The 22,213-nt window shown below is 67.6% G+C and carries 20 protein-coding genes, 1 other RNA gene and 1 pseudogene; 14 read left to right on the forward strand and 8 right to left on the reverse strand.

The features are described 5' to 3' along the window. Positions 1 to 31: 31 nt before the first annotated feature. The 8 genes and pseudogenes from AABM56_RS12755 to AABM56_RS12785 all read left to right on the forward strand — a co-directional run bounded on the left by AABM56_RS12755 (position 32) and on the right by AABM56_RS12785 (position 6,464). Positions 32 to 1,381, forward strand: coding sequence for a cation:dicarboxylase symporter family transporter (locus AABM56_RS12755; protein ID WP_347883305.1), 1,350 nt, complete (start codon positions 32 to 34; stop codon positions 1,379 to 1,381). 12 nt (positions 1,382 to 1,393) lie between these two features. Beyond that, the gene (locus tag AABM56_RS12760; RefSeq protein ID WP_271655053.1) at positions 1,394 to 1,954 is read left to right on the forward strand and encodes a carboxymuconolactone decarboxylase family protein; all 561 of its coding nucleotides are present in this window, start codon (positions 1,394 to 1,396) and stop codon (positions 1,952 to 1,954) included. A 10-nt stretch (positions 1,955 to 1,964) separates the two neighbouring features. Further along, complete coding sequence (locus tag AABM56_RS12765; RefSeq protein ID WP_347883306.1) at positions 1,965 to 2,783, forward strand: SDR family NAD(P)-dependent oxidoreductase; 819 nt, start codon at positions 1,965 to 1,967, stop codon at positions 2,781 to 2,783. Positions 2,784 to 2,840: 57 nt separating this feature from the next. Further along, a pseudogene (locus AABM56_RS23120) lies at positions 2,841 to 2,930 on the forward strand (twin-arginine translocation signal domain-containing protein); the annotation flags it as partial. 24 nt (positions 2,931 to 2,954) lie between these two features. Further along, positions 2,955 to 3,782 (forward strand): amidohydrolase family protein, encoded by an 828-nt coding sequence (locus AABM56_RS12770; RefSeq protein ID WP_347883307.1) that lies wholly within the window; start codon positions 2,955 to 2,957, stop codon positions 3,780 to 3,782. Between the two features lie 26 nt (positions 3,783 to 3,808). Beyond that, a complete protein-coding gene (locus AABM56_RS12775) occupies positions 3,809 to 4,744 on the forward strand; it encodes an SMP-30/gluconolactonase/LRE family protein (protein WP_347883308.1) in 936 nt (311 codons plus the stop codon). A 26-nt stretch (positions 4,745 to 4,770) separates the two neighbouring features. Beyond that, complete coding sequence (locus AABM56_RS12780; protein ID WP_347883309.1) at positions 4,771 to 5,568, forward strand: substrate-binding domain-containing protein; 798 nt, start codon at positions 4,771 to 4,773, stop codon at positions 5,566 to 5,568. Beyond that, positions 5,565 to 6,464 (forward strand): alpha/beta hydrolase, encoded by a 900-nt coding sequence (locus AABM56_RS12785; RefSeq protein WP_347883310.1) that lies wholly within the window; start codon positions 5,565 to 5,567, stop codon positions 6,462 to 6,464. Before AABM56_RS12780 ends, AABM56_RS12785 begins: the two co-directional genes overlap by 4 nt. Positions 6,465 to 6,573: 109 nt before the next feature. Here the strand turns inward: AABM56_RS12785 and AABM56_RS12790 are convergent, their stop codons facing one another. Beyond that, complete coding sequence (locus AABM56_RS12790) at positions 6,574 to 7,449, reverse strand: alpha/beta hydrolase (protein WP_347883311.1); 876 nt, start codon at positions 7,447 to 7,449, stop codon at positions 6,574 to 6,576. 273 nt (positions 7,450 to 7,722) lie between these two features. Here AABM56_RS12790 and AABM56_RS12795 point away from each other — a divergent pair, with 273 nt between their 5' ends. Then, positions 7,723 to 9,021 carry an MFS transporter gene (locus AABM56_RS12795; RefSeq protein WP_347883312.1) on the forward strand — a complete coding sequence of 433 codons (1,299 nt, stop codon included), beginning with the start codon at positions 7,723 to 7,725 and terminating at the stop codon, positions 9,019 to 9,021. A gap of 80 nt (positions 9,022 to 9,101) precedes the next feature. Here AABM56_RS12795 and AABM56_RS12800 read toward each other — a convergent pair whose 3' ends face one another. The 7 genes from AABM56_RS12800 to AABM56_RS12830 all read right to left on the reverse strand — a co-directional run bounded on the left by AABM56_RS12800 (position 9,102) and on the right by AABM56_RS12830 (position 17,246). After that, entirely contained in the window at positions 9,102 to 10,328 is a 1,227-nt protein-coding gene (locus AABM56_RS12800) for an HD-GYP domain-containing protein (protein WP_347883313.1), read from the reverse strand. Between the two features lie 183 nt (positions 10,329 to 10,511). Beyond that, positions 10,512 to 12,140 carry a methyl-accepting chemotaxis protein gene (locus AABM56_RS12805; protein WP_347883314.1) on the reverse strand — a complete coding sequence of 543 codons (1,629 nt, stop codon included), beginning with the start codon at positions 12,138 to 12,140 and terminating at the stop codon, positions 10,512 to 10,514. Between the two features lie 140 nt (positions 12,141 to 12,280). Beyond that, a complete protein-coding gene (locus AABM56_RS12810; protein WP_347883315.1) occupies positions 12,281 to 12,922 on the reverse strand; it encodes a response regulator transcription factor in 642 nt (213 codons plus the stop codon). Beyond that, positions 12,919 to 13,977, reverse strand: a complete 1,059-nt coding sequence (locus AABM56_RS12815; protein ID WP_347883316.1) for an ATP-binding protein — start codon at positions 13,975 to 13,977, stop codon at positions 12,919 to 12,921. The genes AABM56_RS12810 and AABM56_RS12815 overlap by 4 nt, the downstream gene beginning before the upstream one ends. A 40-nt stretch (positions 13,978 to 14,017) precedes the next feature. Next, positions 14,018 to 14,088: non-coding RNA, sX9 sRNA (locus AABM56_RS12820), on the reverse strand. 82 nt (positions 14,089 to 14,170) lie between these two features. Beyond that, entirely contained in the window at positions 14,171 to 15,478 is a 1,308-nt protein-coding gene (locus AABM56_RS12825; RefSeq protein WP_347883317.1) for a nitrate/sulfonate/bicarbonate ABC transporter ATP-binding protein, read from the reverse strand. 13 nt (positions 15,479 to 15,491) lie between these two features. Then, complete coding sequence (locus AABM56_RS12830; RefSeq protein ID WP_347883318.1) at positions 15,492 to 17,246, reverse strand: ABC transporter permease subunit; 1,755 nt, start codon at positions 17,244 to 17,246, stop codon at positions 15,492 to 15,494. Between the two features lie 275 nt (positions 17,247 to 17,521). On the opposite strand from AABM56_RS12830, the gene AABM56_RS12835 reads away from it, so the two are divergent. Genes AABM56_RS12835 through AABM56_RS12855 form a run of 5 tightly spaced genes read left to right on the forward strand, consistent with a single transcriptional unit; the run spans position 17,522 to position 22,211 of the window. Beyond that, a complete protein-coding gene (locus AABM56_RS12835) occupies positions 17,522 to 18,523 on the forward strand; it encodes a substrate-binding domain-containing protein (RefSeq protein ID WP_133860802.1) in 1,002 nt (333 codons plus the stop codon). Then, positions 18,520 to 19,533 (forward strand): ABC transporter substrate-binding protein, encoded by a 1,014-nt coding sequence (locus AABM56_RS12840; protein WP_347883319.1) that lies wholly within the window; start codon positions 18,520 to 18,522, stop codon positions 19,531 to 19,533. The genes AABM56_RS12835 and AABM56_RS12840 overlap by 4 nt, the downstream gene beginning before the upstream one ends. A 1-nt stretch (position 19,534) precedes the next feature. Next, positions 19,535 to 20,392 (forward strand): ABC transporter permease, encoded by an 858-nt coding sequence (locus AABM56_RS12845; protein WP_133860804.1) that lies wholly within the window; start codon positions 19,535 to 19,537, stop codon positions 20,390 to 20,392. Continuing rightward, a complete protein-coding gene (locus tag AABM56_RS12850) occupies positions 20,389 to 21,183 on the forward strand; it encodes an ABC transporter permease subunit (RefSeq protein WP_133860805.1) in 795 nt (264 codons plus the stop codon). The genes AABM56_RS12845 and AABM56_RS12850 overlap by 4 nt, the downstream gene beginning before the upstream one ends. After that, complete coding sequence (locus tag AABM56_RS12855) at positions 21,180 to 22,211, forward strand: ABC transporter ATP-binding protein (protein ID WP_347883320.1); 1,032 nt, start codon at positions 21,180 to 21,182, stop codon at positions 22,209 to 22,211. The genes AABM56_RS12850 and AABM56_RS12855 overlap by 4 nt, the downstream gene beginning before the upstream one ends. Positions 22,212 to 22,213 lie beyond the last annotated feature (2 nt).

The raw sequence follows: 22,213 nt of genomic DNA on the forward strand, positions 1-22,213 counted from the left end.
AACAACGACGCCCGCAGGGCGAGGACACGCCATGACTCTGTTGAAGAAACTGCACGTGCAGGTGCTGATCGCCCTGGTCGCCGCCATCATCGTCGGCTTCGCCGCCCCGGGTTGGGCAGTCGCGATGAAGCCGCTGGGCCAGGCCTTCATCGCCCTCCTGAAGATGATGCTCGCCCCCATCGTCTTCGTGACCCTGGTCCACGGCCTCACCCATGTCCAGGACATGCGCAAGCTGGGTCGCCTGGGGATGAAGTCCCTGGCGTACTTCGAGGTGGTCAGCACCGTCGCCATGCTGGTCGGCTTCGTCCTGGTCAATCTCGTGCAGCCCGGCAACGGCCTGCACGCCACCAACCTCGCCGAATCCACCGCCGCCATCAAGGCGACGTCGAGCGCGGGCGAGATCTCGGTGACGGGCTATCTGCTCAGCCTCATCCCGCACACTCTGGTCGATGCCTTCGCCAAGGGCGATATCATCCAGGTCCTGCTCATCTCGCTGCTGGCGGGCATCGCCATCAACCGCACCTGTGGCCCCGAGTCCATCGCGGTACGCGCCCTCGACGAAGCCCAGACCATCCTGTTCAAGATGCTCGGCTTCATCATGAAGCTCGCGCCGCTGGGCGCCTTCGGGGCGATGGCCGCCGCCATCGGCAGTTATGGCGGCGCCACCCTGCTCTATCTGCTCAAGCTGATCGCGGTCTACTACGCCGCCTCGCTGTTCTTCGTCTTCGGCGTGCTGGGCAGCATCAGCTGGTCGATCGGCCTGCCGTTCATGGCGGTGTTGCGCCTGATCCGCGACGAGATCCTGCTGGTGTTCGGCACTGCCTCCGGCGAGGTGGCCTTCCCGCGCCTGATCGAGAAACTCAAGCGCAGCGGCTGTGACGAGGTGGTGGTGGGCTTCGTGCTACCGGCCGGTTACAGCTTCAACCTGGATGGCACTGCCATCTACATGGCCATCGCCGTTGGCTTCATCGCCCAGGCCACCGACACTCCCTTCTCGCTCTGGCAGCAACTGGGTCTGCTCGCGGTCCTGAGCATCACCTCCAAGGGCGGCACCACGGTGGCTGGCGGCGCCTTCATCAAGCTGGCGGCCACCCTGCAGTCGGTGCACGTCCTGCCGCTGAGCGGTCTGGGCCTGCTGTTCGGCATTGATCGCATCATGGCCACCGCCACGGCCTTGACCAACATCGTCGGCAACACCGTCGCGGTGTTCGCCATCGCCCGCTGGGAGGGCAGCTTCGACCGTGACGCCTTCACCCGCGCCACGGGCAAAGCGCCCGGCCGCAGCCTGCTGCGCCCCTCCGCCGCGGCCATCCGGGAAGCCCAGGCAGAAGCTCAGGCCGAAGCCGTCGCCACCTCCTCCTCTGCCACCCTGCGCTCCTGACAGGACACCACCATGCATCGTCTCGCCCCCGTCGACCCGCAGCACCTCAACGCCGCGCAACAGGAGATCTACGACCGCATCGCCAGCGGTCCCCGTAAAGGCGTCCGCGGCCCCCTGGCCATCTGGCTGCACCGCCCGGAACTGGCGGCCTGCGCGCAGGCCCTGGGCCGCTACTGCCGCTACGACAGCTGCCTGGAACCGCGTCTGTCCGAGCTGGCCATCCTGCTGCTCGGCCGCCACTGGCTCGCCGAATACGAATGGGCTGCGCACAAACCCTTCGCCCTGGAGGCCGGGCTGGATCCAGACGTCATCGAGGCGATCCGCCTTGGCGAGGAGCCCGCATTCCAGCGTCGCGACGAGCAGCTCGTTTACCGCTTCGTTCGCGAGCTGCACGAGCAGCGCCAGGTGGGCGATGACCTCTACCAGGCCTTCGTCGCCGAGCTGGGCAACGACGCGGCGGTCGATCTGGTCGGCATCGCCGGCTACTACACGCTGATTTCCATGACCATCAAGGTGTTCGAGGTTCCGCCACCCGTCGGCGTCGCCCCCGAATTGCCCGCCACCCTTGCCTGAGGAACCTTTTATGACCGACCAATTTCCCCGCAGTGACCGCCTCCAGGGCAAGGTCGCCATCGTCACCGGTGCCGGTTGCGTCGCCGCCGGCTGGGGCAACGGCCGCGCGGTAGCCACCCTCTTCGCCCTGGCCGGCGCCAAGGTGTTTGCCGTGGACCGCGACCTCGGCGCGCTCGAAGAAACCCTGGCGCGCATTCGCGAGACCGGTGGCGAGGTGACCCCTCATGCCTGCGACGTTACGGACAGCGACGCGGTGGCGGCCATGGTGCAGGCCTGTCAAGCCACCTATGGCCAGGTCGACATCCTGGTCAACAACGTCGGCGGTTCGGCCGCCGGCGGCGCCGTCGCCCTGGCCGAGGAGCGCTTCGATGCCCAGATCGCCCTTAATCTCAAGAGCGTCTACCTGACCTGCAAGCACGTCCTGCCACTGATGGAAGCCCAGGGCAGCGGCGCCATCGTCAACACCGCTTCCACCTCGGGCATTCGCTGGACCGGCTCGGCTCAGGTGGCCTATGCCGCCAGCAAGGCCGGCGTGATCCAACTGTCACGGGTGACGGCGGTGGAATACGCGCCCAAGGGCATCCGGGTGAACACCGTGGTGCCCGGCCAGTTGCACACGCCCATGGTCGAAGCGCGCCTGGCCGGCCAGCGGACCGGCGGCGACGTCAGCAAGCTGCTCGATACGCGCCTGGCGCGCATCCCCCTGGGCTTCATGGGTGATGGCCGCGACACCGCCTTCGCCGCGCTGTACCTGGCCAGCGACGAGGCGCGCTTCGTCACCGGGACCGAGATCGTGGTCGACGGCGGCATGACCGCGCGCTGCGACTAGCTCGCCCAGGGCGGCACCGGCCGCCCGGTTCTTTCTTTTCCAACCCTGGAGCGCCCGATGGCCGATGCCCACGTTCCCCCTACGCGCCGCCGCTTTCTGAAGCAGGCAACCCTTGCCGCCGCCGCCCTGGGGCTGGGCGCCGGCCCCCTCGTCCGGACCCATGGAGCCACCATGAACGCTTCCCCTGCCCTGACCGGCCCCTGGGATTGTCACACCCATATCTATGGCCCTTGGGCACGCTTTCCCTTGCCGGCCAACGCCGCCTACACCCCCGCGCCGGCGCCCTTCAGCGAACTGCTGGCCCTGCATCGCCGCCTGGGCATCAGCCACGGCGTACTGGTGCAGGCCGCACCCTATGGCACCGACCACAGCGCCATCCTGGCTGCCATCGCGGAAAGCGACGGCCACTATCGCGGCGTCGGCCTGATCGACCAGGACACCAGCGACGCCCAGCTGCAGGCGCTGCACGACGGCGGTCTGTGCGGTATCCGCTTCAATCTGATGGGGCACCTGCCGGGCGGCCGCGACCCCCAGCAGCTTCGCCGACTGGCCGAGCGCGTCGCTCCCCTGGGCTGGCATGTACTCATCCATGGCGAACTGCCGACCCTGCTGCCCTTCCTGGAACAGTGGCGCACCCTGCAGATGCCGCTGGTGATCGACCACATGGCTCGCCCCGATCTCACCCAGCCGCTGGACGAGGCAGGCTTTGCCGCACTGCGCAAGGAACTGCAGCGTCCGGATCGCTGGATCAAGCTGTCCGGTATCGACCGGGCCATGCAGGGTCAGCCCGGCCCCTGGCCCCAGGCCCTGGATCGCGTGCGGCAACTCCTCGAATGCGCGCCGGAGCGTGCCCTCTGGGGCAGCGACTGGCCGCACCCGAACATCAAGGGTCCGGTTCCCGACGATGGCCAGCTGCTGGACTTCGTGCAGCAGGTCTGCGACAGCCGGGCGCTGCAACAGGCCGTGCTGATCGACAACCCGCGTCGGCTATACGCCTAGCCCACCTGCTTCCCCGAGGAGAGCCCATGGACGCCATCGAATGGCAACCGAGTCGCCGGGTACCCGACCCGGCAGTACGCGAACTGGGTCCGCGCTTCGCCCATTATCGGCTGGCCCATGCCAAGGTAGAGCGCCTGGCAACAGGCATGCGCTGGGCCGAAGGTCCGGTCTGGTTCGGCGATGGTCGTTACCTGCTGTTCACCGACCTGCCCAACGACCGCATCCTTAGGTGGGACGAAGCCACCGAGACCCTCGGCGTCTTCCGCCAGCCCGCTCACCAGGCCAACGGCCTGACCCGTGATCGCCAGGGCCGACTGCTGGCCTGCGAGCACGGCGGGCGCCGCATCACCCGCACCGAGTACGACGGCAGCCTGACGGTGCTGGCCGACCAATTTGCCGGCAAGCCCCTGAATTCGCCCAACGACATCGTGGTGAAGGGCGACTACAGCATCTGGTTCACCGATCCGCCCTTCGGCCTGGTCAGCGACTACATGGGGCGCCAGGGCATGGCGGAGTTGCCTGCCAATCTCTATCGCCTGGACCCCGACGGCCAACTGCACTGCGTCGCCGAAGACCTCGAAGGCCCCAATGGCCTGGCCTTCTCGCCGGACGAGCGCACCCTCTACCTGGTCGAATCCCGCGCCCGCCCGCGCCGGATCGTGGCCTATGCGGTCGATGCGCAGAACCACCTGTACGACCGCCGCACACTCATCGATGCCGGCAGCGGCCTGCCCGATGGCCTGCGCGTGGACGTGGACGGCAACCTCTGGTGCGGCTGGGGCGCGTCCGAGCCTGGCCTGGACGGTGTCCGCGTCTTCGCCCCCGACGGCACCGCCATCGGCCACATCGACCTGCCTGAACGCTGCGCCAACCTCTGCTTTGGCGGCCCACGGCGCAATCGCCTGCTGATGGCCTCCACCACCTCGCTCTACGCCCTGTTCGTCAACACCCGCGGCCTGTAAACGACCGCGCCTGCCTGGAAGCCACCATGAAAAAAACAAGATCCGCTTCGCTCCTCGTGACCACCGGCCTGGCCGGCCTGGTCAGCCTCGCCCCGGCCGTCGACGCCGCTGAACTGAAGATCATCGCTAGCGGCGCGCTCAAGGGTGCCATGGCGCAGTTGCAGCCAGCCTATGAGAAGGCCACTGGCAACACACTGAGCATCGCCTGGGACCCATCCATGGGCACCTCACCGGAATCCATTCCTGAACGCATCAAGCACAGGGAACCCATGGACCTGGCCATCATAGCCGACGAGACCCTCGCCCTGCTCGGCCCCACGGGCGTCTTCAATATGGCGAGTCGTCGCGAGATCGCCGAATCCCGTATTGGCGTAGGGGTGCCCAAGGGCCACGCTCACCCTGACGTGAGCACGGTAGCGGCCTTGCGCACGGCGCTCTTGCAGGCGCCCCGGATCGCCTACTCCCAGGGCGCCAGCGGCGTCTTCGTGCGAAACGAGCTGTTCCAGGGCCTGGGCATCAGCGAGCAGGTCAAGGGCAAGACGCTCGAGATCCAGGGCAAGGAGCTGGTGGGTACCGCCCTCGCCCGGGGCGATGCCGACATCGGCATGCAGCAGGTCAGCGAGCTCAAGGTGACTCCCGGCGTCGACTATCTCGGCCCGTTGCCGGAAGAGGTGCAAAAGGTCAGTCGGTTCTGCGCCGCAGTAGCCAGCAACACGCCTTATACCCAGGTCGCCAGCGAATTCGTGGCCTTCCTAGGCAGTCCCGCCGCCCGTCACCTGCTGGTCGAAAGCGGCCTCGAACCCATCGCTGGAGCTCACCCATGAAGATCCCCGCTTCCCTGCTACTGGCAGGCTCGCTGACACTGGCCAGTGCCTTGGCCTACGCGGTACCGGTATCGCCACCTCTGACCCAGACGCTGGTAAAGCACGACAACGTTCAGATTGAGGTCAATGCCCAGGGTAAAGGTTCCGTGATCGTGATGCTGCCTTCTCTAGGCCGCTCGGGGCGCGACTACGATCAGGTGGCCGCCTACCTGGTCGAGCAGGGTTTCCGTGTCGTACGGCCCGAGCCGCGTGGTATAGGCCATAGTGAAGGGCCTATGGACAAGCTTTCGGTTCACGACTTCGCTCGCGATGTCGCCGCCGTGGTGGAGCACGAACATCAGGGGCCGGTGGTAGTAGTCGGCCATGCCTGGGGCAACTTCCCGGCACGGCAACTGGCCGTGGATCGTCCGGACCTGGTTCGCGGCGTGGTCCTGGCCGCTGCTTCAGCTGGCAAGGTACCGCCGGGTTCGACGGAAAAACCGATCAATGCCGAAATGCGCCAGGCCATCGACGGCGCCGGGGACCCGTCGCTGTCCGAAGCGCAGCGCCTGATCTATCTGCGCAAGGCCTTCTTCGCCCCGGGCAACGATCCGCGCCTCTGGCTGAATGGCTGGCACGAAGCTACCCACGAAGCCGAATCCCATGCGCGCAACACCACCCCCGTGGACGACTATTTCGCTGCCGGCAAGGCGCCCATTCTCGATTTGCAGGGTGAGGCCGATGCCGTGGCGCCCCGCCGCTTCTCGGGCGTGCTCAAGAGCATGCTGGGTGATCGGGTGCAGATCGAGGTATTGAAGAACGCTGGTCACGCCATGGCCCCGGAACAGCCCAAGGCCATGGCTGACGCCATCGGTGCCTTCGCCCGCACCTGCTACGAGCAGCCTCCGCGGACCTGAAATGCTGCGGCGGACAAGGCTTAACGCGGCCTTGTCCGCCTACGGTATTTTGACCAGCCTCCTCTCTTACGACTTGGCAGGACTTTCCTGCCAAGCGCTCAGCTTTGGCTTAAAACCCATACACCCGCTTGGCAAAACCGCCGATGGCGTCCGCCATGGCCTTGGGTTGCTCGGGTGCCATGGCATGGCCCGCATTGGCAATGACCTGATGTTCGACTCGCGCCCCCAACATGCCTTTGAGGATATTCGGGATGACCACGGCATCATGCTCACCTTGCAGGTCGAGGATGGGCACCTGATTTCCGGCGGACCAGTAACTGTCCACCGGCGTATGGTCGCGGGCATAGCCCTCGGCGTCATGGGTCTGCCCGTACCAGCCGGTCAGCCAGGGCCGCGGATCGTTGCCTGGCGCAAAGAACGCCTGCTTGAGATAGGTCAGCCGCTGCGCCTCGGGTAGGGCGTAGTTGCCGGAGCCATTGATCGCCTCCTTGAGCCGGCCATAGGGCTTCTCCTTGGAATCGGCCGGCAGCTTGCCAATCGATGCCGCGGCCAGGACGATGCCTTTGACCAGATCCGGACGATCTACCGCCAGTACCCGCGCGGGTTGGCTGCCCCAGGCATGCCCCACCACGACAGCGGGCCCACTTTTCACCTCGTCGAGCACCTGTGCCACGTCGGCGGCGAAGTCGTGGAGTGTCAGCTCGGCCATGGGCGCCTTGCTGCCATTGACGCCTCGCGGCTCAGGGCGCAGGACCCGATAGCCATCGGCGGCAAGTTGGGCGGCGACCTCGTCGTAGTCATGGGCACCCCGGCCAAGGGACGGCAGGATGACGATGACCTTGCCCTTACCCTGATCAAGCACCTGAATGCTGACATCGCCCTTCACACTCTGAAAGCTTCGTACGGGTTCCGCCGCAAGGGCCGCCAGGCTGAGAGTCAGGGCGCCGAGGGTGAGGCAGCCGGTAGTGAAACGCTGTTTGATCATTGCACCTGTTCCTTGTTGTTTTCGGACGTCACGCAGCAGGCGTGATCCCCGAACGTGATGCAAAGTCTCACGCGGAACAAATGCTTTATCCGGATGGATTTCCATGATGTTTCGGCATGGATAGGCACATGCCGAAACGCTATGAGGAGCCATGTCGAAAAGGTTTTGGCGGGCAAACGAAGGGCCGCCCTAAGCTGGCGCGACCCCTACAAGAACAAGGTCCGCCCTGTGCCAACTTCATCCGTCCACCAGGGGCCAGGCCTCGATCCGGTCGTGCAGCGAGCCTGCCGCAAGGCCGCCTTGCGCCTAGTGCCGCTACTGGCCCTCGCCTACTTCTTCAACTACCTCGACCGCACCAATGTCGGCTTCGCCTCCCTGACCATGAACGACGATCTGGGCCTCACCGCCGCCCAGTTCGGCTTTGCCGCCGGGATCTTCTACCTCGGCTATTGCCTGTTCGAGGTGCCCAGCAACCTGGCACTGTATCGCTTCGGCGCCCGGCGCTGGTTGGCGCGGATCATGATCACCTGGGGGCTGTGCGCGGCGGCCACGGCCCTTGCCCAGGGTCCGACCAGCTATGCGGTAATCCGCCTCCTGGCCGGCATCGCCGAGGCAGGCTTCTTTCCCGGCGTGATCTTCTTTCTATCGCTATGGTTTCCGGTGCAGTACCGCACCCGGGTGATGGCCTGGTTTCTCTTCGCCATCCCGCTGTCCTCGGTGCTGGGTGGCCCCCTGTCCGCCGCCATGCTCCAGCTGGACGGCCTCTGGGGCTACGCCGGTTGGCAATGGCTGCTGGTGCTGCAAGGGCTGCCGGCCTGCTTCCTGGGCGTGCTCTGCCTGAAGATACTGGCCGATCAGCCCCCCCAGGCTACCTGGCTCAGCGCGGAAGAACGCCAGGCCCTGCAAGGCGCGCTGGACGCCGAACAGGCCAGCAAGGGCACCCACAGCTTTCGGCAGTCGCTCAAGGACGGCCGCGTCTGGCTGCTGGCGGCCATCCTCTTCAGCTACATCGTCGGCATCCTGGGTATCGGCGTCTGGCTGCCGCAGATCCTCAAGAGCCATCACCTCACCACCCTGCAGATCGGCTGGATCTCCGCGGTGCCCTACATCATCGCCAGCGGCGCCATGCTGATCTGGGCGCGGGTCCTGGCCGGCAAGCGGCGCTACATCCTGCACCTCGCCCTCACCTGCGGCACCGGCGCGGCGGGCTTTCTGTTTTCGGTGGTGTTCAACGAACTGCTACCGACCCTGATCGGACTCACCGTCGCGCTGATCGGCCTGTGCTCGGTGCGCACCTGCTTCTACAGCATTCCAGCGACCTTTCTCAGCAGACAGGCCGCGGCGGGCGGCATCGCCTTCATCAACGCCACCGGCAGCCTGGGTGGCCTGGTCGGTCCCTACGCCGTGGGTTGGCTCAAGGATGCGACCGGCTCCTTCACCGCAGGCCTGCTGGGCATGGGCTGCATGCTGTGCCTGGCCACGTTGCTGACCGGCGTGCTGGGTCTGGTCGCGCAGCGTGACCGGGTCAAAGGCGTGGTCGTGAATTCGGTCGCCACGTCGACTGCTAGCTGAGCAAAGCCGCTTGGCGCCGGCCGAATCCAGGACGGGCCAGACAGCGAAACGAGGACCGTCCCTGTGCGCTCGTTTCGCACTCAGCCCGGCACCACCAGCCCCTTGGCGCGGTAGGCGTCGATATCGATGCCATAGGCACCCGAGGGTTTTACCGCGCGGACGCTGATGAGGCGCCCCTGCTCATCAAGCGGATTGCGCGCTAGGTCGAGCACCTGCTCCGGTCGCGGCTGCTTGCTGGTGTCCAGCACGATCAGCACCCGCGGCTTCAATTTGCTGCCGGCGTCGAAGCCGATGATGATGCCCACCTCGCCGGTGCTCAGCTCGACGATCTCGCCCGGCGGATAGACGCCGATCAGCTGGATGAAGGCCAGGACGACGACTTCGTCGAATTGCGTGCCCCGGGCTTCGAAGAGGACGCGCAAGGCTTCCAGGCTGGAACGGCCCTCGCTGTAGGGGCGATCGCTGGTGATGGCGTCGTAGGCATCCACCACGGCGATGATCTTGGCCTTGAAGGGGATGCGCTGCGCCGGCAGCTGGCGGGGGTAACCCTTGCCATCCATGCGTTCGTGGTGGGTATGGGCGACGTCGACGGCGGCGGGCGGCACCTCGCTGTTGGCCATCAGCAACTGATAGCCGTAGGTGGTATGGGCCTGCATGATGCGGAATTCTTCCTCGGTCAGGCGGCCTGGCTTGTTGAGGATCTCGTCGGGCACCTTGATCTTGCCGACGTCGTGCAGCATGCCGCACACCCCGAGTTCTTCCAGTTCGAGGGGCAGCATGCCCAGCGCCTTGCCCAGAGCGATGGCATAGAGCGAGACGCGCAGGCAGTGTTCCGCGGTGTAGTGGTCACGCTGCTTGATGCGCGCCAGCCAGAGGCTGGCCGCGGGGTGCTTGAGCACGCTCTCGACGCACTCCCCTACCGCCCGCCGGACTTCGCTGACGTTGAGTTCCTTGCCGAACTTGACGGCGTCGAGCATCCGCATCGATACGGCGCGGGCCTCGCGCCACACCGGTTCGGTGGTCTTGACCTCATCCCGGTAGTCGATGGCATAGGTCTTGGCCTGAGCGCTGGCCGCCAGGCTGGCGGACAGGTTAGCCGATAGCGGCGTCACGACAGGACTCTGCCGCCGGTCCACCCAGACGAACTCGCAGGTGTCCTGCAGGGTGCGGAGGTCCTGCACGCTCTGGATGGGGAATCCCTGGAACAGGAAGGGCGTGCCTTCCCAGGGCCGATCCAGTTCGCAGACGTACATGCCCAGCTGCAACTGGGACACGGGGACTCTGATGCTGTATTGGGGCAGCGCCATGGCTTCTCGGCAAGCACGTCGGTGAGCGGGGTCTAATAGGTATTACAATAATCATTGATACCAAAATGCCACCATCCAGGGAAGCATCCGTCCTGCACGCGCCGATGAGCTGGCAAAAAACAGTGGTCAGAGGTAACTGTTTGTAACTTCGGGGCGCGCGATACCAGACGGCGCGCCCTCCCCTCACGCCAGCTTGAAGCGTCGCACCAGCGTCTGCAGTTCGCCGGCCAGTTCCGACAGTTGCTCGCTGGCACCCACGGTTTCGCGGTTGCCGTCGCTGGTCTGCACCGACAGATCGCGAATGCTGATGAGGTTGCGGTCCACCTCGCGAGAGACGTGGGCCTGCTCTTCGGAGGCGGTGGCGATCTGCAGGTTGCGCTCGTCGATCAGGCGCACGGCCTGGAGGATGTCGCTCAGCGCAGCCCCGGCTTCCTGGGCCACCGCATAGGTGGCCTGGGCCTGGGTGGAGCTGAGCTGCATGGAATCCACGGCTTCGGCCGAGCCCTTCTGGATCGCCTGGATCATCTGCTCGATCTCGCGGGTCGAGGTCTGGGTACGATGCGCCAGGGCGCGGACCTCGTCGGCGACCACGGCGAAACCGCGACCCTGTTCGCCCGCCCGGGCGGCCTCGATGGCCGCGTTGAGCGCCAGCAGATTGGTCTGCTCGGCGATGGCGCCGATCACGCTGAGCACCTGGCTGATGTCCTGGGCCTGTCCGGCCAGGCCTTCGACCTGCACCGAGGTGGACTGCACCTGCTGGGTGAGGCGCTGCATGGCATCGAGGGCCTGGCCAACCTTGGCATTACCGCTTTCCGCGGCGGCGCTGGAGTCCCGCGCGGCCTGGGAGGTGGACGAGGCGTTGCGGGCCACCTCTTCCACCGCGGCGCTCATCTCGGTGACCGCGGTAGCGGCCTGGTCGATCTCGGCGTTCTGACTCGCCAGAGCGCGACTGGCCTGGTCGGTGACGGCGTGCATGGTGCGCGCGGTGTCGCTCAGGCGGCTGGAAGAATTGGATATGCCGTGCAGGGTGTCCTTGAGGTTGTCCTGCATCTGCGCCAGGGCGCGCATCAGCCCGGCGGCTTCGTCCTTGCCGGTGGGATCGATCTTGCCGGTCAGCTCGCCCTGGGCGATGGCATTGGCCACGGCCAGGGAAGCGCCGATCGGCTGGGCCAGGCTGCGGGTCAGGCGCCAGGCCAGCAGCAGGGTCACCAGCACCGCCAGCAGCATGATGCCGACGACAATGCTGACGCTGCGGTCATAGATGCCGGTGGCTGCTACACCTGCCTGACGGGCGCCTTCGCCGTTGAATTCGCGCAGCCGGGTCAGTTGCTCCTGATAGCCTTCGGCGCGCTGGCGCTGCTCGCCATTGGCCAGTTTGAGGGCTTCGGCGCGATCGCTGGCGGCCAGGGTCACCACCCGATCCAGTCCGTCCAGATAGCCTTTCATCTGCAGCGCGGCCTGGTCGAAGTTGCTGCGTTCCTCGGCGGTGGAAATCAGGTGGTCACGGTAATAGGCCGTCCGGGCGTTCATCAGATCGCGATTCACCTGGATCTGCCGGGTGGCGAGGGCCATGGCCGCGCTGTCCTCGCTGGCCAGCAGCCGGATGCTTTCCAGGCGGGTGTGCAGCAGCGCGACCTGGATGTCATCGGTGGTCTGGACGCTCGCCAGCCATTCGGCTTCCATCGCCTGCTCGGTGGCGCGCAGGGCCTTGAGCTGGACGAGGGCGAAGGCGCCGAGCAGCATCACGAACAGGGTGACCGCACCGAAGCAGAGGGTGGCGCGGGGGGCGATGCGTAGCTGACGAAGATTCAAGACGGGCTCCTTGGATCGGCGGAAGGCGATCCTCTAAAGCCCGTATCGACTGACTAATGCCTTTCTTTAGCGCGTCAGCGATTGGCGCGACAAGAATACTGTGGAGCTTGTCCAGCGGCTGCATGGCGCGTCGCAATGGCCTAGCCGCGTGACGCCTCTAGCCGCTCCACCATCTTGACCAATTCCGCCAGGGAGCCGGCCTGCAGCTTGCGCATGAGGGCCGCGCGGCGCACCTTCACGGTGATCTCGCTGACCCCCAGCTGGGCGGCGATCTGCTTGTTGAGCAGGCCGGTCACCACCCGCGCCAGCACCGCCCGTTCGCCGTCGTTGAGAGTGTCGAGGCGGGTCTGCAGGGCCTGCAATTGCCGGCGCTGGGCATGGGCGTCCTGTGCCTTGCGCAGCGCCTGGTCGATGGCATCGAGCAGGTCCTGGTCACGAAACGGCTTGGTGAGGAATTCCAGGGCGCCCTGCTTCATCGCCCGGACCGACATGGGGATGTCGCCATGGCCGGTGATGAAGATGATCGGCAAGGCCAGGCCACGCCGCTGCAATTCCTGCTGCAGATCCAGGCCGTTCATGCCGGGCATGCGCACGTCCAGCACCAGGCAGCCCGGTTCGTCCAGCCGGGCCCGGTCGAGAAAATCGGCGGCCGAGACATAGCTGCGGGTGCTGAGCCCCACGGACGCCAGCAGGTCTTCCACGGCGGCGCGCACCGAGGCGTCGTCGTCCACCAGGTGGACCCGCGCGGGCTGAGTTTGGTCGGTCAGGCTTTGAGAGGTCATGGTTGTGGATCCTTGGGCAGGCTGCAGTAGACCCCGGTGCCGCCTTCCGGTAGCGAGGTGGCCCAGATCCGTCCGCCGTGGGCTTCGACGATGGAGCGACTGAGCGCCAGTCCCAGGCCCATGCCCTGCGCCTTGGTGGTGTAGAAGGCCTCGAACATCTGCTCGCGCGCCATGGGCGTCAAGCCGCGACCGCTGTCTTCCACGCCCAGGCGGATGGCGCCGGCGGTGTCCTGCCCCACCTGGATGACCACCCGCCGCTGCTCGGGCGCCATCCCTTCGAGGGCGTCCAGGGCGTTGAGCAGCAGATTGAGAATGACCTGCTGTAGCTGGCTTTCATCGGCCAGCAGCGGCGGCAGGCCCTCCTGCAGGCGAACCTCCACGGCGACCTGACGCTGGTTCAATTCGGCGCGGACGAAATCCAGCACCTGCTCGACGGTATCGGCGACGTTGAGCCAATCCTTGGCCACCTGCGCCTGGCGCACCAGGCTGCGCACCCGGGCGATCACCGCGCTGGCACGGTGAGCGTCGTCGATGACCCGCTGCGCCGCCTGCACGGCGCGCTCCACCTGCGGCGGCTGATTGCTCAGCCAGCGCTGGCAGGCGTTGCCGCTGGCGGCGATGGCGGTGAGCGGCTGGTTCACCTCATGGGCGATGGATGCGGCCAGTTCACCCAGCTGGCTCAGGCGCCCGGCCTGGGCCAGGCGTGTCCGGGCCGCGTCGGCGGCGCGCTTGGCGGCCTCCAGGCGCAGGGACAGGGCGGCGACCGCGACGATGGCCAGGAGGCTGATGATGCAGTTGACCAGCCCGGCCTCCTGATCCCCGCTCCGGGTAGCGACATAACTGCAGAGCACCAGCAGCGTGCAGCCCAGCGCGGTGATCGTGACCCCGCGCGCCGACAGAAAACCGGCCGCCAGGAGCACCACCACCACCTGGAAGACGCCGATGGCGATCTCCCGGTCGGTGAAGGTGTCCAGCAGGGCGATGCCCAGCGCCAGGGCGCAGAGGCCGCCTAGCCGCAGCCAGTGGGTGGTGGTGGCGAAGGGTCGTCGATCCATGGCCAGTCTCTCGTTCGTGGTCGCGTGGACGTCCTAGAGCGGCTAACAAAACGTAGCGAGCGGCTGTCAGGCGGGTGCGCGCGGCGCGCAGGAACCGCATCGGGCTTGCGTACGAGTGTATGGGGGATACATGAGGATTCCGAGCACTGCACGCGCCCGTCTGGCGGACGCGCAGTAGTTTTATTAGTCGCTCTTAACCCGGGTTTTCCAGGCTGAACATATCGGCCGCCTGATCATAGGCGAAGAGCTCACCATAGCGCCCCCACTGGATGGCGCTGCCGAGGGTGCGCGCGGCGTCGGCTTCGTCCATGAAGTCCTCCAGCTCGTCGCGGAAACGCCGCGCCGGCGCCGTGTGGCCCTGGCGATCGTCCAGCACCCGGCGGATATGGGCCACCAGGGGCACGAAGTTGAGCAACTGGCGGGCGAACAGCTGCTTGCGCACGTCCACCCCCGCCGCGACATAGGCGCGCCCGGCCGGCAGCAGACGCAGATCACCACCTTCGAGGACCGCGAGGCGCAGCAGTTGCAGCACCTCGGCCAGGGGAAAGAGCTCGTCCAGTGCATAGCCCAGCCCGCCGGCCAGTTCCGGCAGGTCGGCGCGACCGTCGTAGGGCGCGGCCTGGACCGCCTCCAGCAGACCGGCCAGGGCATTGGTGGACACGGTCGGCAGACGCATGCCCAGGCCGTTGCCGGGAACGCCCCCTTCGTGGGGTGCCGGCGTGGTCTCGCCGGTCATGCGCACATAGATTTCCTCCACCAGTTCGCGGAAAGCCGGATCATGGCGATTGCGCGGCTGCGGCAGGTCGATACGGATCTCACTGGCGACGCGGCCGGGATTGCTGGAAAAGATCAGCACCCGATCGCAGAGCAGCACCGCCTCGGCGATGTTGTGGGTGACCATGAGGATCGAGCGGATCGGCATGCGTCCTTCGACCCAGAGGTCAAGCAGGTCGGTGCGCAGGGTCTCGGCGGTGAGCACGTCCAGCGCCGAGAAGGGTTCGTCCATCAGCAGCACGTCCGGGTGCACCACCAGGGCACGGGCCAGGCCGACGCGCTGGCGCATGCCGCCGGAGAGCTCCTTGGGATAGGCGCTCTCGAAGCCGTCCAGGCCGATCAGGTCGATGGCGGCCAGGGCGCGGCGACGGCGCTCGTCCAGCGGCACGTGCAGCGCCTCCAGGCCGATCTCTACGTTCTGCAGCACGGTCAGCCAGGGAAACAGCGCGAAGCTCTGGAATACCATGCTGACCCGGGCGCGCTGGCCGTCGTCCTTGGGCGGGAAAGCGACGCTGCCGCCGCTGGGGGTGAGCAGCCCGGCGATGGATCTGAGCAGGGTCGACTTGCCCGAGCCGGAGCGCCCCAGCAGGCCGACGATCTCGTTTTCGTGCAGGGTCAGGGACACTTCGTCCAGCACGACCCGGGCCGGGCCACCGGCGTTGCCGTACAGCTGGCGGACGTTCTGCACGTCGATGAGCGGACGCGGGTTCAGGGTGGTCAGGTTCATGATGGTTCTCCTCTCAATCGAGCCGCAGGCGCCGTTCGGCGTAGGCATACAGGGGCCGCCAGAGCAGCCGGTTGAAACCGAGGACGAAGATCGACATCACCACGATGCCCAGGGCGACCCGGGGGAAGTCGCCGGCGGTGGTCATCTGCGCGATGTAGGCGCCCAGGCCATGGGCCTGCAGGCGCTCGTTGCCCCAGCTCACCACCTCGGCGACGATGCTGGCGTTCCAGGAACCGCCCGCGGCGGTCAGGGCGCCGGTGACGTAGTAGGGAAAGATCGCCGGCAGGGCCAGCTGCCGCCACCACTGCCAGCGCCTGAGGCCGAACAGCCGGGCCGCTTCGCGCAGGTCGTTGGGCAGCACGCTGGCGCCGGCGATGACGTTGAACAGGATGTACCACTGGGTGCCCAGCACCATCAGCGGCGACAGCCAGATGTCCGGATTGAGGTGGAAGCTGACGATGCCCACCACCGCCACCGGGAACAGCACGTTGGCCGGGAAGGCGGCGAGGAACTGGGCCACCGCCTGCAAGCGTTGCGACCAACCCGGGCGCAGGCCGATCCAGACGCCGATGGGCACCCAGATCAGGCTGGCGACGGCGATCAGCAGCAGCACCCGGGCCATGGTCAGCAGACCCAGGCCGAGCACCGAGACCGCTTCCACCCAGTAGACGTCGGCGGCGATGAAGCGATACAGCGCATAGATGCCATAGGGCAGCACCAGCAGCAGCGCGCCGTACCAGAGCACGTCCAGCCCGCGTTGCAGCCAGGCGCGGCTTTGCGGTGCCAGGTGCCAGTGCGGCCAGGGGCGGCGGATCCGCGGGGTGGCGAGCTGGATGCAGAAGCTGCCGAAGCCACCCAGCATGCGGCCCAGGCGCGCGCGGCGGACCAGGTCGTAGACCCAGGAGCGCGGCACCTGCTGGCTGGCGGTCTGCTCGACGCGGAAGCGATCGGCCCAGGCCACCACCGGGCGGAAGAACAGCTGGTCGTAGACCAGGATCACCAGTCCCATGGCCAGCACCGCCCAGCCGATGGCGGCGATGTCCTGCCGGGCGATGGCCAGCGCCAGCCAGGAGCCTATGCCCGGCAGGTTGATGGTGTTGTCGCCCACGGTGATGGCTTCCGAGGCCACCACGAAGAACCAGCCGCCGGACATGGACATCATGGTGTTCCATACCAGACCGGGGATGGCGAACGGCAGCTCCAGGCGAAAGAACCGCCGCCAGGGTGACAGCCCGAACTGGCGACTCACCTGCTGCAGGTCCTCGGGCACGGTACGCAGCGACTGGTAGAAGCCGAACGCCATGTTCCAGGCCTGGCTGGTGAAGATGGCGAAGATGGCGGCGCACTCGGTGCCCAGTTGCCGCCCCGGGAACAGGCCCAGAAAGAAGCTGACGGTAAAGGTCAGGAAGCCGAGGATGGGCACCGACTGCAGGATGTCGATGGCCGGCAGGATCAGCAGCTCCGCCTTGCGACTCTTGGCCGCCAGGGTGGCGAAGACGAAGGTGAACAGCAGCGAGGCGGCCAGGGCGATGAACATGCGCAGGGTGGTGCGCAGGGCGTATTCGGGCAGCCGCGCCAGGTCCAGGGTCATGGGATCGGCGTCGAGCACGGCCAGGGGCGCGCGCATCTCGGCGACGCCATGCCAGATCAGCGCCAGGGCGATCAGCCCGAGGGCCAGGCAGAGGGCATCGGCCCACAGGGAAGCGGGACGTTGCCGCAGCGAGCGCGGCGCCACGGCGGGGGTGTAGAGGCCAGGAAGGGTCTTCATGGCGTACCTCTTTGCAGGGGGCCTTGGGAGAGTGTCCGGCCCTGCCGCGCAGGGTCCGGACACCGGGCTAATCTAGGCTCGCCACCCCGTCCCAGCCATCGAAACGAAGGACGTCTGGCTATACCAAGGTATATCCCGCCCAGGCCCGCCCTCGCCTGCTGCCACCCGCGCCCGGGCCCGGCGCCAGAGCAGAAGCTTCATCTCGCTGTCATCGTCCCGACATCTGCCGCCGGCATTGTCTGCCGCCAATGAGATCGATCTCAAACGAGGCCGGCATGACCGATCTGAAACAGGTAGCGCAACAGGCGGGGGTCTCCCGGGCCACGGCGGCGCGCGCCTTCGCCACGCCCGAGCAGGTGCGCGAGAGTACCCGCCAGCGGGTGCTGGACGCCGCGCGCAGTCTCAATTTCCGTCCCAATCTGCTGGGCCGCCAGCTGCGTCAGCAGAGCACCCGGCTGATCGGCGTGGTGGTGCCCAGCCTGCTCAACCCGGTGTTCGCCGAACAGCTGCACGCCATGGAGCGCACCGCGCGCAGCCAGGGCTACTCGCTGGTGATCGCCACCACCGACTACCAGCCCGAGCGCGAGGCGGCGGTGGTGGAGGAGCTACTGCGCCAGCGCGTTGCCGGCCTGGTACTGACGGTGGCCGACGCCGACCGCAGCGCGGTGCTGGCCGAGCTGAGCCAGGAGCGGACGCCCTTCATCCTGGCCTATCACGAACCCCAGCGCCCCTATGCGGCGGTGGCGGTGGACAACCGCCAGGGCATGGCCATGGCCACCGAGCACCTGCTCGGCCTGGGGCACCGCCGCATCGCCCTGGTCTCGGGGCCGGCCCAGCAGTCGGATCGCAGCGAGCGCCGCTTCGCCGGCTATTGCCAGGCGATGGCCGCCGCCGGCCTGCCGACGCTGCCGCGCCTGGAGCTGGCCAGCCACACCGACGCCGACTGGGCGGAACTGGCGCCGCTGCTGGAGCGTCACGCCCCGACCGCCCTGCTCTGCACCAACGACCTGCTGGCCATCAGCGTCATCGCCGAACTGCAGCGCCACGGGGTGCCCGTGCCTGATCAACTCTCGGTAGTGGGTTTCGATGGCATCGCCATGGGCGCCCGTCTCGAACCCAGCCTGTGCAGCGTCATGCAGCCCTTGCAGAGCCTGGGCGCCGTGCTCGTCACCGAATTGCTGGCGCTGATCGCCGGCAGTGCCACCCACCAGCAGTGTCTGCCCTGCCTCGTCCGTCCCGGCACCAGTGCCGGCCCCTTGAAGGAGCCCTACCGATGAAATCACCCTTCCCCTTGCGTCGTCTCCTGGCCGGCGTCGCCCTGGCCTGTGGCCTGGCCAGCGCCCAGGCCGCCGAAACCGCCATCTGCTACAACTGCCCGCTGGAATGGGCCGACTGGGGTGCCCAGCTCAAGGCCATCGCCGCCGACACCGGCATCGAAGTCCCCCAGGACAACAAGAATTCCGGCCAGTCGCTGGCCCAGCTGGTGGCCGAACGCGAAGCCCCGGTGGCCGACGTCGTCTACTACGGGGTGACCTTCGGCATCCAGGCCGACAAGGCCGGGGTGCTGCAGCCCTACCAGCCCAAGCACTGGGATCAGGTACCCGCTGGCCTCAAGGACCCCCAGGGTGAATGGACCGCCATCCATTCCGGCACCCTCGGCTTCATGGTCAATGCCCAGGCCCTGGGCGGCAAGCCGGTGCCACAGCGCTGGGCCGACCTGCTCAAGCCCGAGTACCGCGGCCTGGTGGGCTACCTGGACCCTTCCAGCGCCTTCGTCGGCTACGTCACCGCGGTAGCGCTCAACCAGGCCCTTGGCGGCAACCTCGACGACTTCGGCCCGGCCATGGCCTTCTTCAAGAAGCTGGCGGCCAACGATCCCATCGTGCCCAAGCAGACCGCCTATGCCCGTCTGCTCTCCGGCGAGATCCCGATCCTGGTCGACTACGACTTCAACGCCTACCGCGCCCGCTACAAGGACAACGCCCCGGTGGCCTTCGTCATTCCCCAGGAAGGCAGCCTGACCGTGCCCTACACCATGAGCCTGGTGAAGGGCGCGCCGCACCGCGCCAATGGCGAGAAGGTGCTGGACTATGTGCTGTCGGACAAGGGCCAGGCGCTCTGGGCCCAGGCCTATCTGCGCCCGGTGCGGGACGTGCCGCTGCCGGCCGAGGTGAAGGCGCGCTTCCTGCCCGCCGCCGACTATGCCCGCGCCGGCACCGTCGACTACGGTCACATGGCCGCGGTCCAGGAAGCCTTCGCCAAGCGTTACCAGGCCGAGGTGCGCTGAGATGCAGGGCCTCGCCGTTTCCTTCGGGCGCCGCCGGGTGCCGCGCCGGCTGCCCTGGCCGGTACTGGTCGCCCTGGCACCGGCGAGCGCCTTCCTGCTGGCCTTCTGGCTGTTGCCATTGACCCACCTGCTGGTGCTCGGCGCCCGCCCGGACGCCGCCGGCAGCTCCGGCTACTGGCAGGTGCTGACCAGCGCCGGCTATCTGTCCGGACTGGCCCAGACGGTGGCCCTGGCCGCCGTCACCACCCTGGCCACCCTGCTGGTGGCCGGCATCGCCGGCTGCTTCCTGGCGCGCCATGCCTTCCCTGGGCGCAGCCTGCTGGTGGCCCTGCTGACCTTTCCACTGGCCTTTCCCGGCGTGGTGGTGGGCTTCCTGATCATCCTGCTGGGCGGTCGCCAGGGTCTGTTCGCCAGCCTTGGGCGCGGCCTGTTCGGTGAGCCTTGGGTGTTCGCCTATTCGCTGTTCGGGCTGTTTCTCGGCTATCTCTATTTCTCCATCCCGCGGGTGATCCTCACGGTGATGGCGGCCTGCGAGACCCTCGACACCAGTCTGGAAGAAGCCGCCCGCTCCCTGGGCGCAGGGCTCTTCGCCGTGGTGCGCGATGTGCTGATCCCCGGCCTGACCCCGGCGCTGCTGTCCAGCGGCGCGCTGTGCTTCGCCACCGCCATGGGCGCCTTCGGCACCGCCTTCACCCTCGGCACGCGCCTGGCGGTAACGCCCATCGCCATCTACGACACCTTCACCAACTTCGCCAACTTCGGCGTCGCCGCGGCGCTCTCGGTGGTGCTTGGCCTCGTCACCTGGCTGGTCCTGCTGCTGGCCCGGCGCCTCGGCGGTGTCCAGGGAGACCTGCGATGAATCGCCCCCTGCGCTTCTGGCTGCAACTGCTGTTCACCCTGCTGGTGGCCGCCTTCCTATTGGTGCCGGTGCTGCTCTCGGTGCTGGCCGGCCTCACCCGCAACTACTTCCAGGGCCTCGCCAGCGGCCTCACCCTCGACTGGCTGCTGCAGGTCTGGCAGGCCTATGCCCCCACCGTCTGGCTGTCGCTGCAACTGGCGCTGGGCACGGCGGCCCTCGCGGTCGTGCTCGGTGTCCCCGCGGCCTATGCCCTGGTCCGGCTGGACAACCGCTTCGCCCGCGCCTTCGAGGAATTGCTGGTGCTGCCCGTGGCCATGCCCGGCTTCGCCTCGGCCCTGGCGCTGCTGCTGACCTACGGCCACCTAGGCGGCTTTCGCCGCAGCCCTGCGATCATCCTGGTCGGCCATCTGCTGTTCACCCTGCCCTTCCTGATCCGCCCGGTGATGGCGGTGCTCAGGCGCAGCCAGCTGCCGCAGCTGGAGGAAGCCGCGGCCAGCCTCGGCACCGGTCCCTGGCGGCGCTTCTTCGGCGTGGTGGTGCCCAATGCTCGCGCCGGCATCCTCGCCGGCAGCCTCATGGTGATCACCCTCTCGCTGGGGGAATTCAACCTCACCTGGATGCTGCACACGCCCCTGACCAAGACCCTGCCGGTGGGCCTGGCCGACAGCTACGCCTCGGCGCGGCTGGAGGTGGGCTCCGCCTACACCCTGATCTTCCTCTTGCTGATCGTGCCGCTGCTGGTCGCCCTCCAGGCCCTCAGCGCCCGTCTCTCCCGTGGAGCCCTGCGATGACCCAAGGTACCGCCGTCCGCCTGCGCCACTGCGCCAAGACCTTTGCCGGAGGCCGCCAGGTGCTGCAGCCCCTGGACCTCGACATCCACCCGGGCGAGACCCTGGTGTTCCTCGGCCCGTCCGGCTGTGGCAAGACCACCACCCTGCGGCTGATCGCCGGCCTGGAGCAGCCCGATGCCGGCGGCCAGGTGCTGTTCGACGACCGCGACGTCACCGCCCTGCCCATCGAGCGCCGCGACGTCGGCATGGTGTTCCAGAACTACGCCCTGTTTCCCAATCTGGACGTGGCCGGCAACATCGCCTACGGCCTGAAGATCCGCGGCCTGCCGCGCGCCGAGCGCGATGCCCGGGTCGCCGAATTGCTGGCCATGATGCAGCTGGAGGCCCTGGCCGAGCGGCGCATCCAGCAGCTGTCCGGTGGCCAGCGCCAGCGCGTGGCCCTGGCCCGGGCGCTGGCGCCACGCCCCCGGGTGCTCCTGTTCGACGAACCCCTGGCGGCGCTGGACGCCCAGCTGCGCGAGCAGTTGCGGGCCGACATCGGCGCCCTGCTGCGCGAGCTGGGCACCACCACGGTCTATGTCACCCATGACCAGCAGGAAGCCCTGGCCCTGGGCGATCGTATCGTGGTGATGGGCGAAGGCCGCATCGCCCAGATCGGTACCCCGACGCAGATCTACCAGCGCCCGGCCAGTCGCTTCGTCGCCGGTTTCGTCGGCCAGCTCAACCGCTTCGAGGTGCGCGGCCACAGCGGCGCCGAGGTGGCGGTCGCCGGCGGGCGGCTGCCCTGGACCGGCGCTGCCAGCACCCTGTTCTGTCGTCCGGAACACCTGGAGCCGAGCGCGACGCCCGCGCACCTCACCGGCATCCTGGTCGGACAATTCTTCCAGGGCGCCCATTCGCGGCTGCTGGTGGAGGTGGGCACCGGCCAGCCGCTGCTGGTGGACACCGCCCAGCCCCCGCAGGCGCAACCGGGCGACCTGCTGCACCTGAGCGTGCGCCCCGACGCCCTCTTCACCCTCGCTTCCTAGGA

It is taken from the genome of Pseudomonas aestiva (assembly GCF_039908605.1).
GTDB classification, from domain to species: Bacteria; Pseudomonadota; Gammaproteobacteria; order Pseudomonadales; family Pseudomonadaceae; genus Chryseomonas; species Chryseomonas aestiva.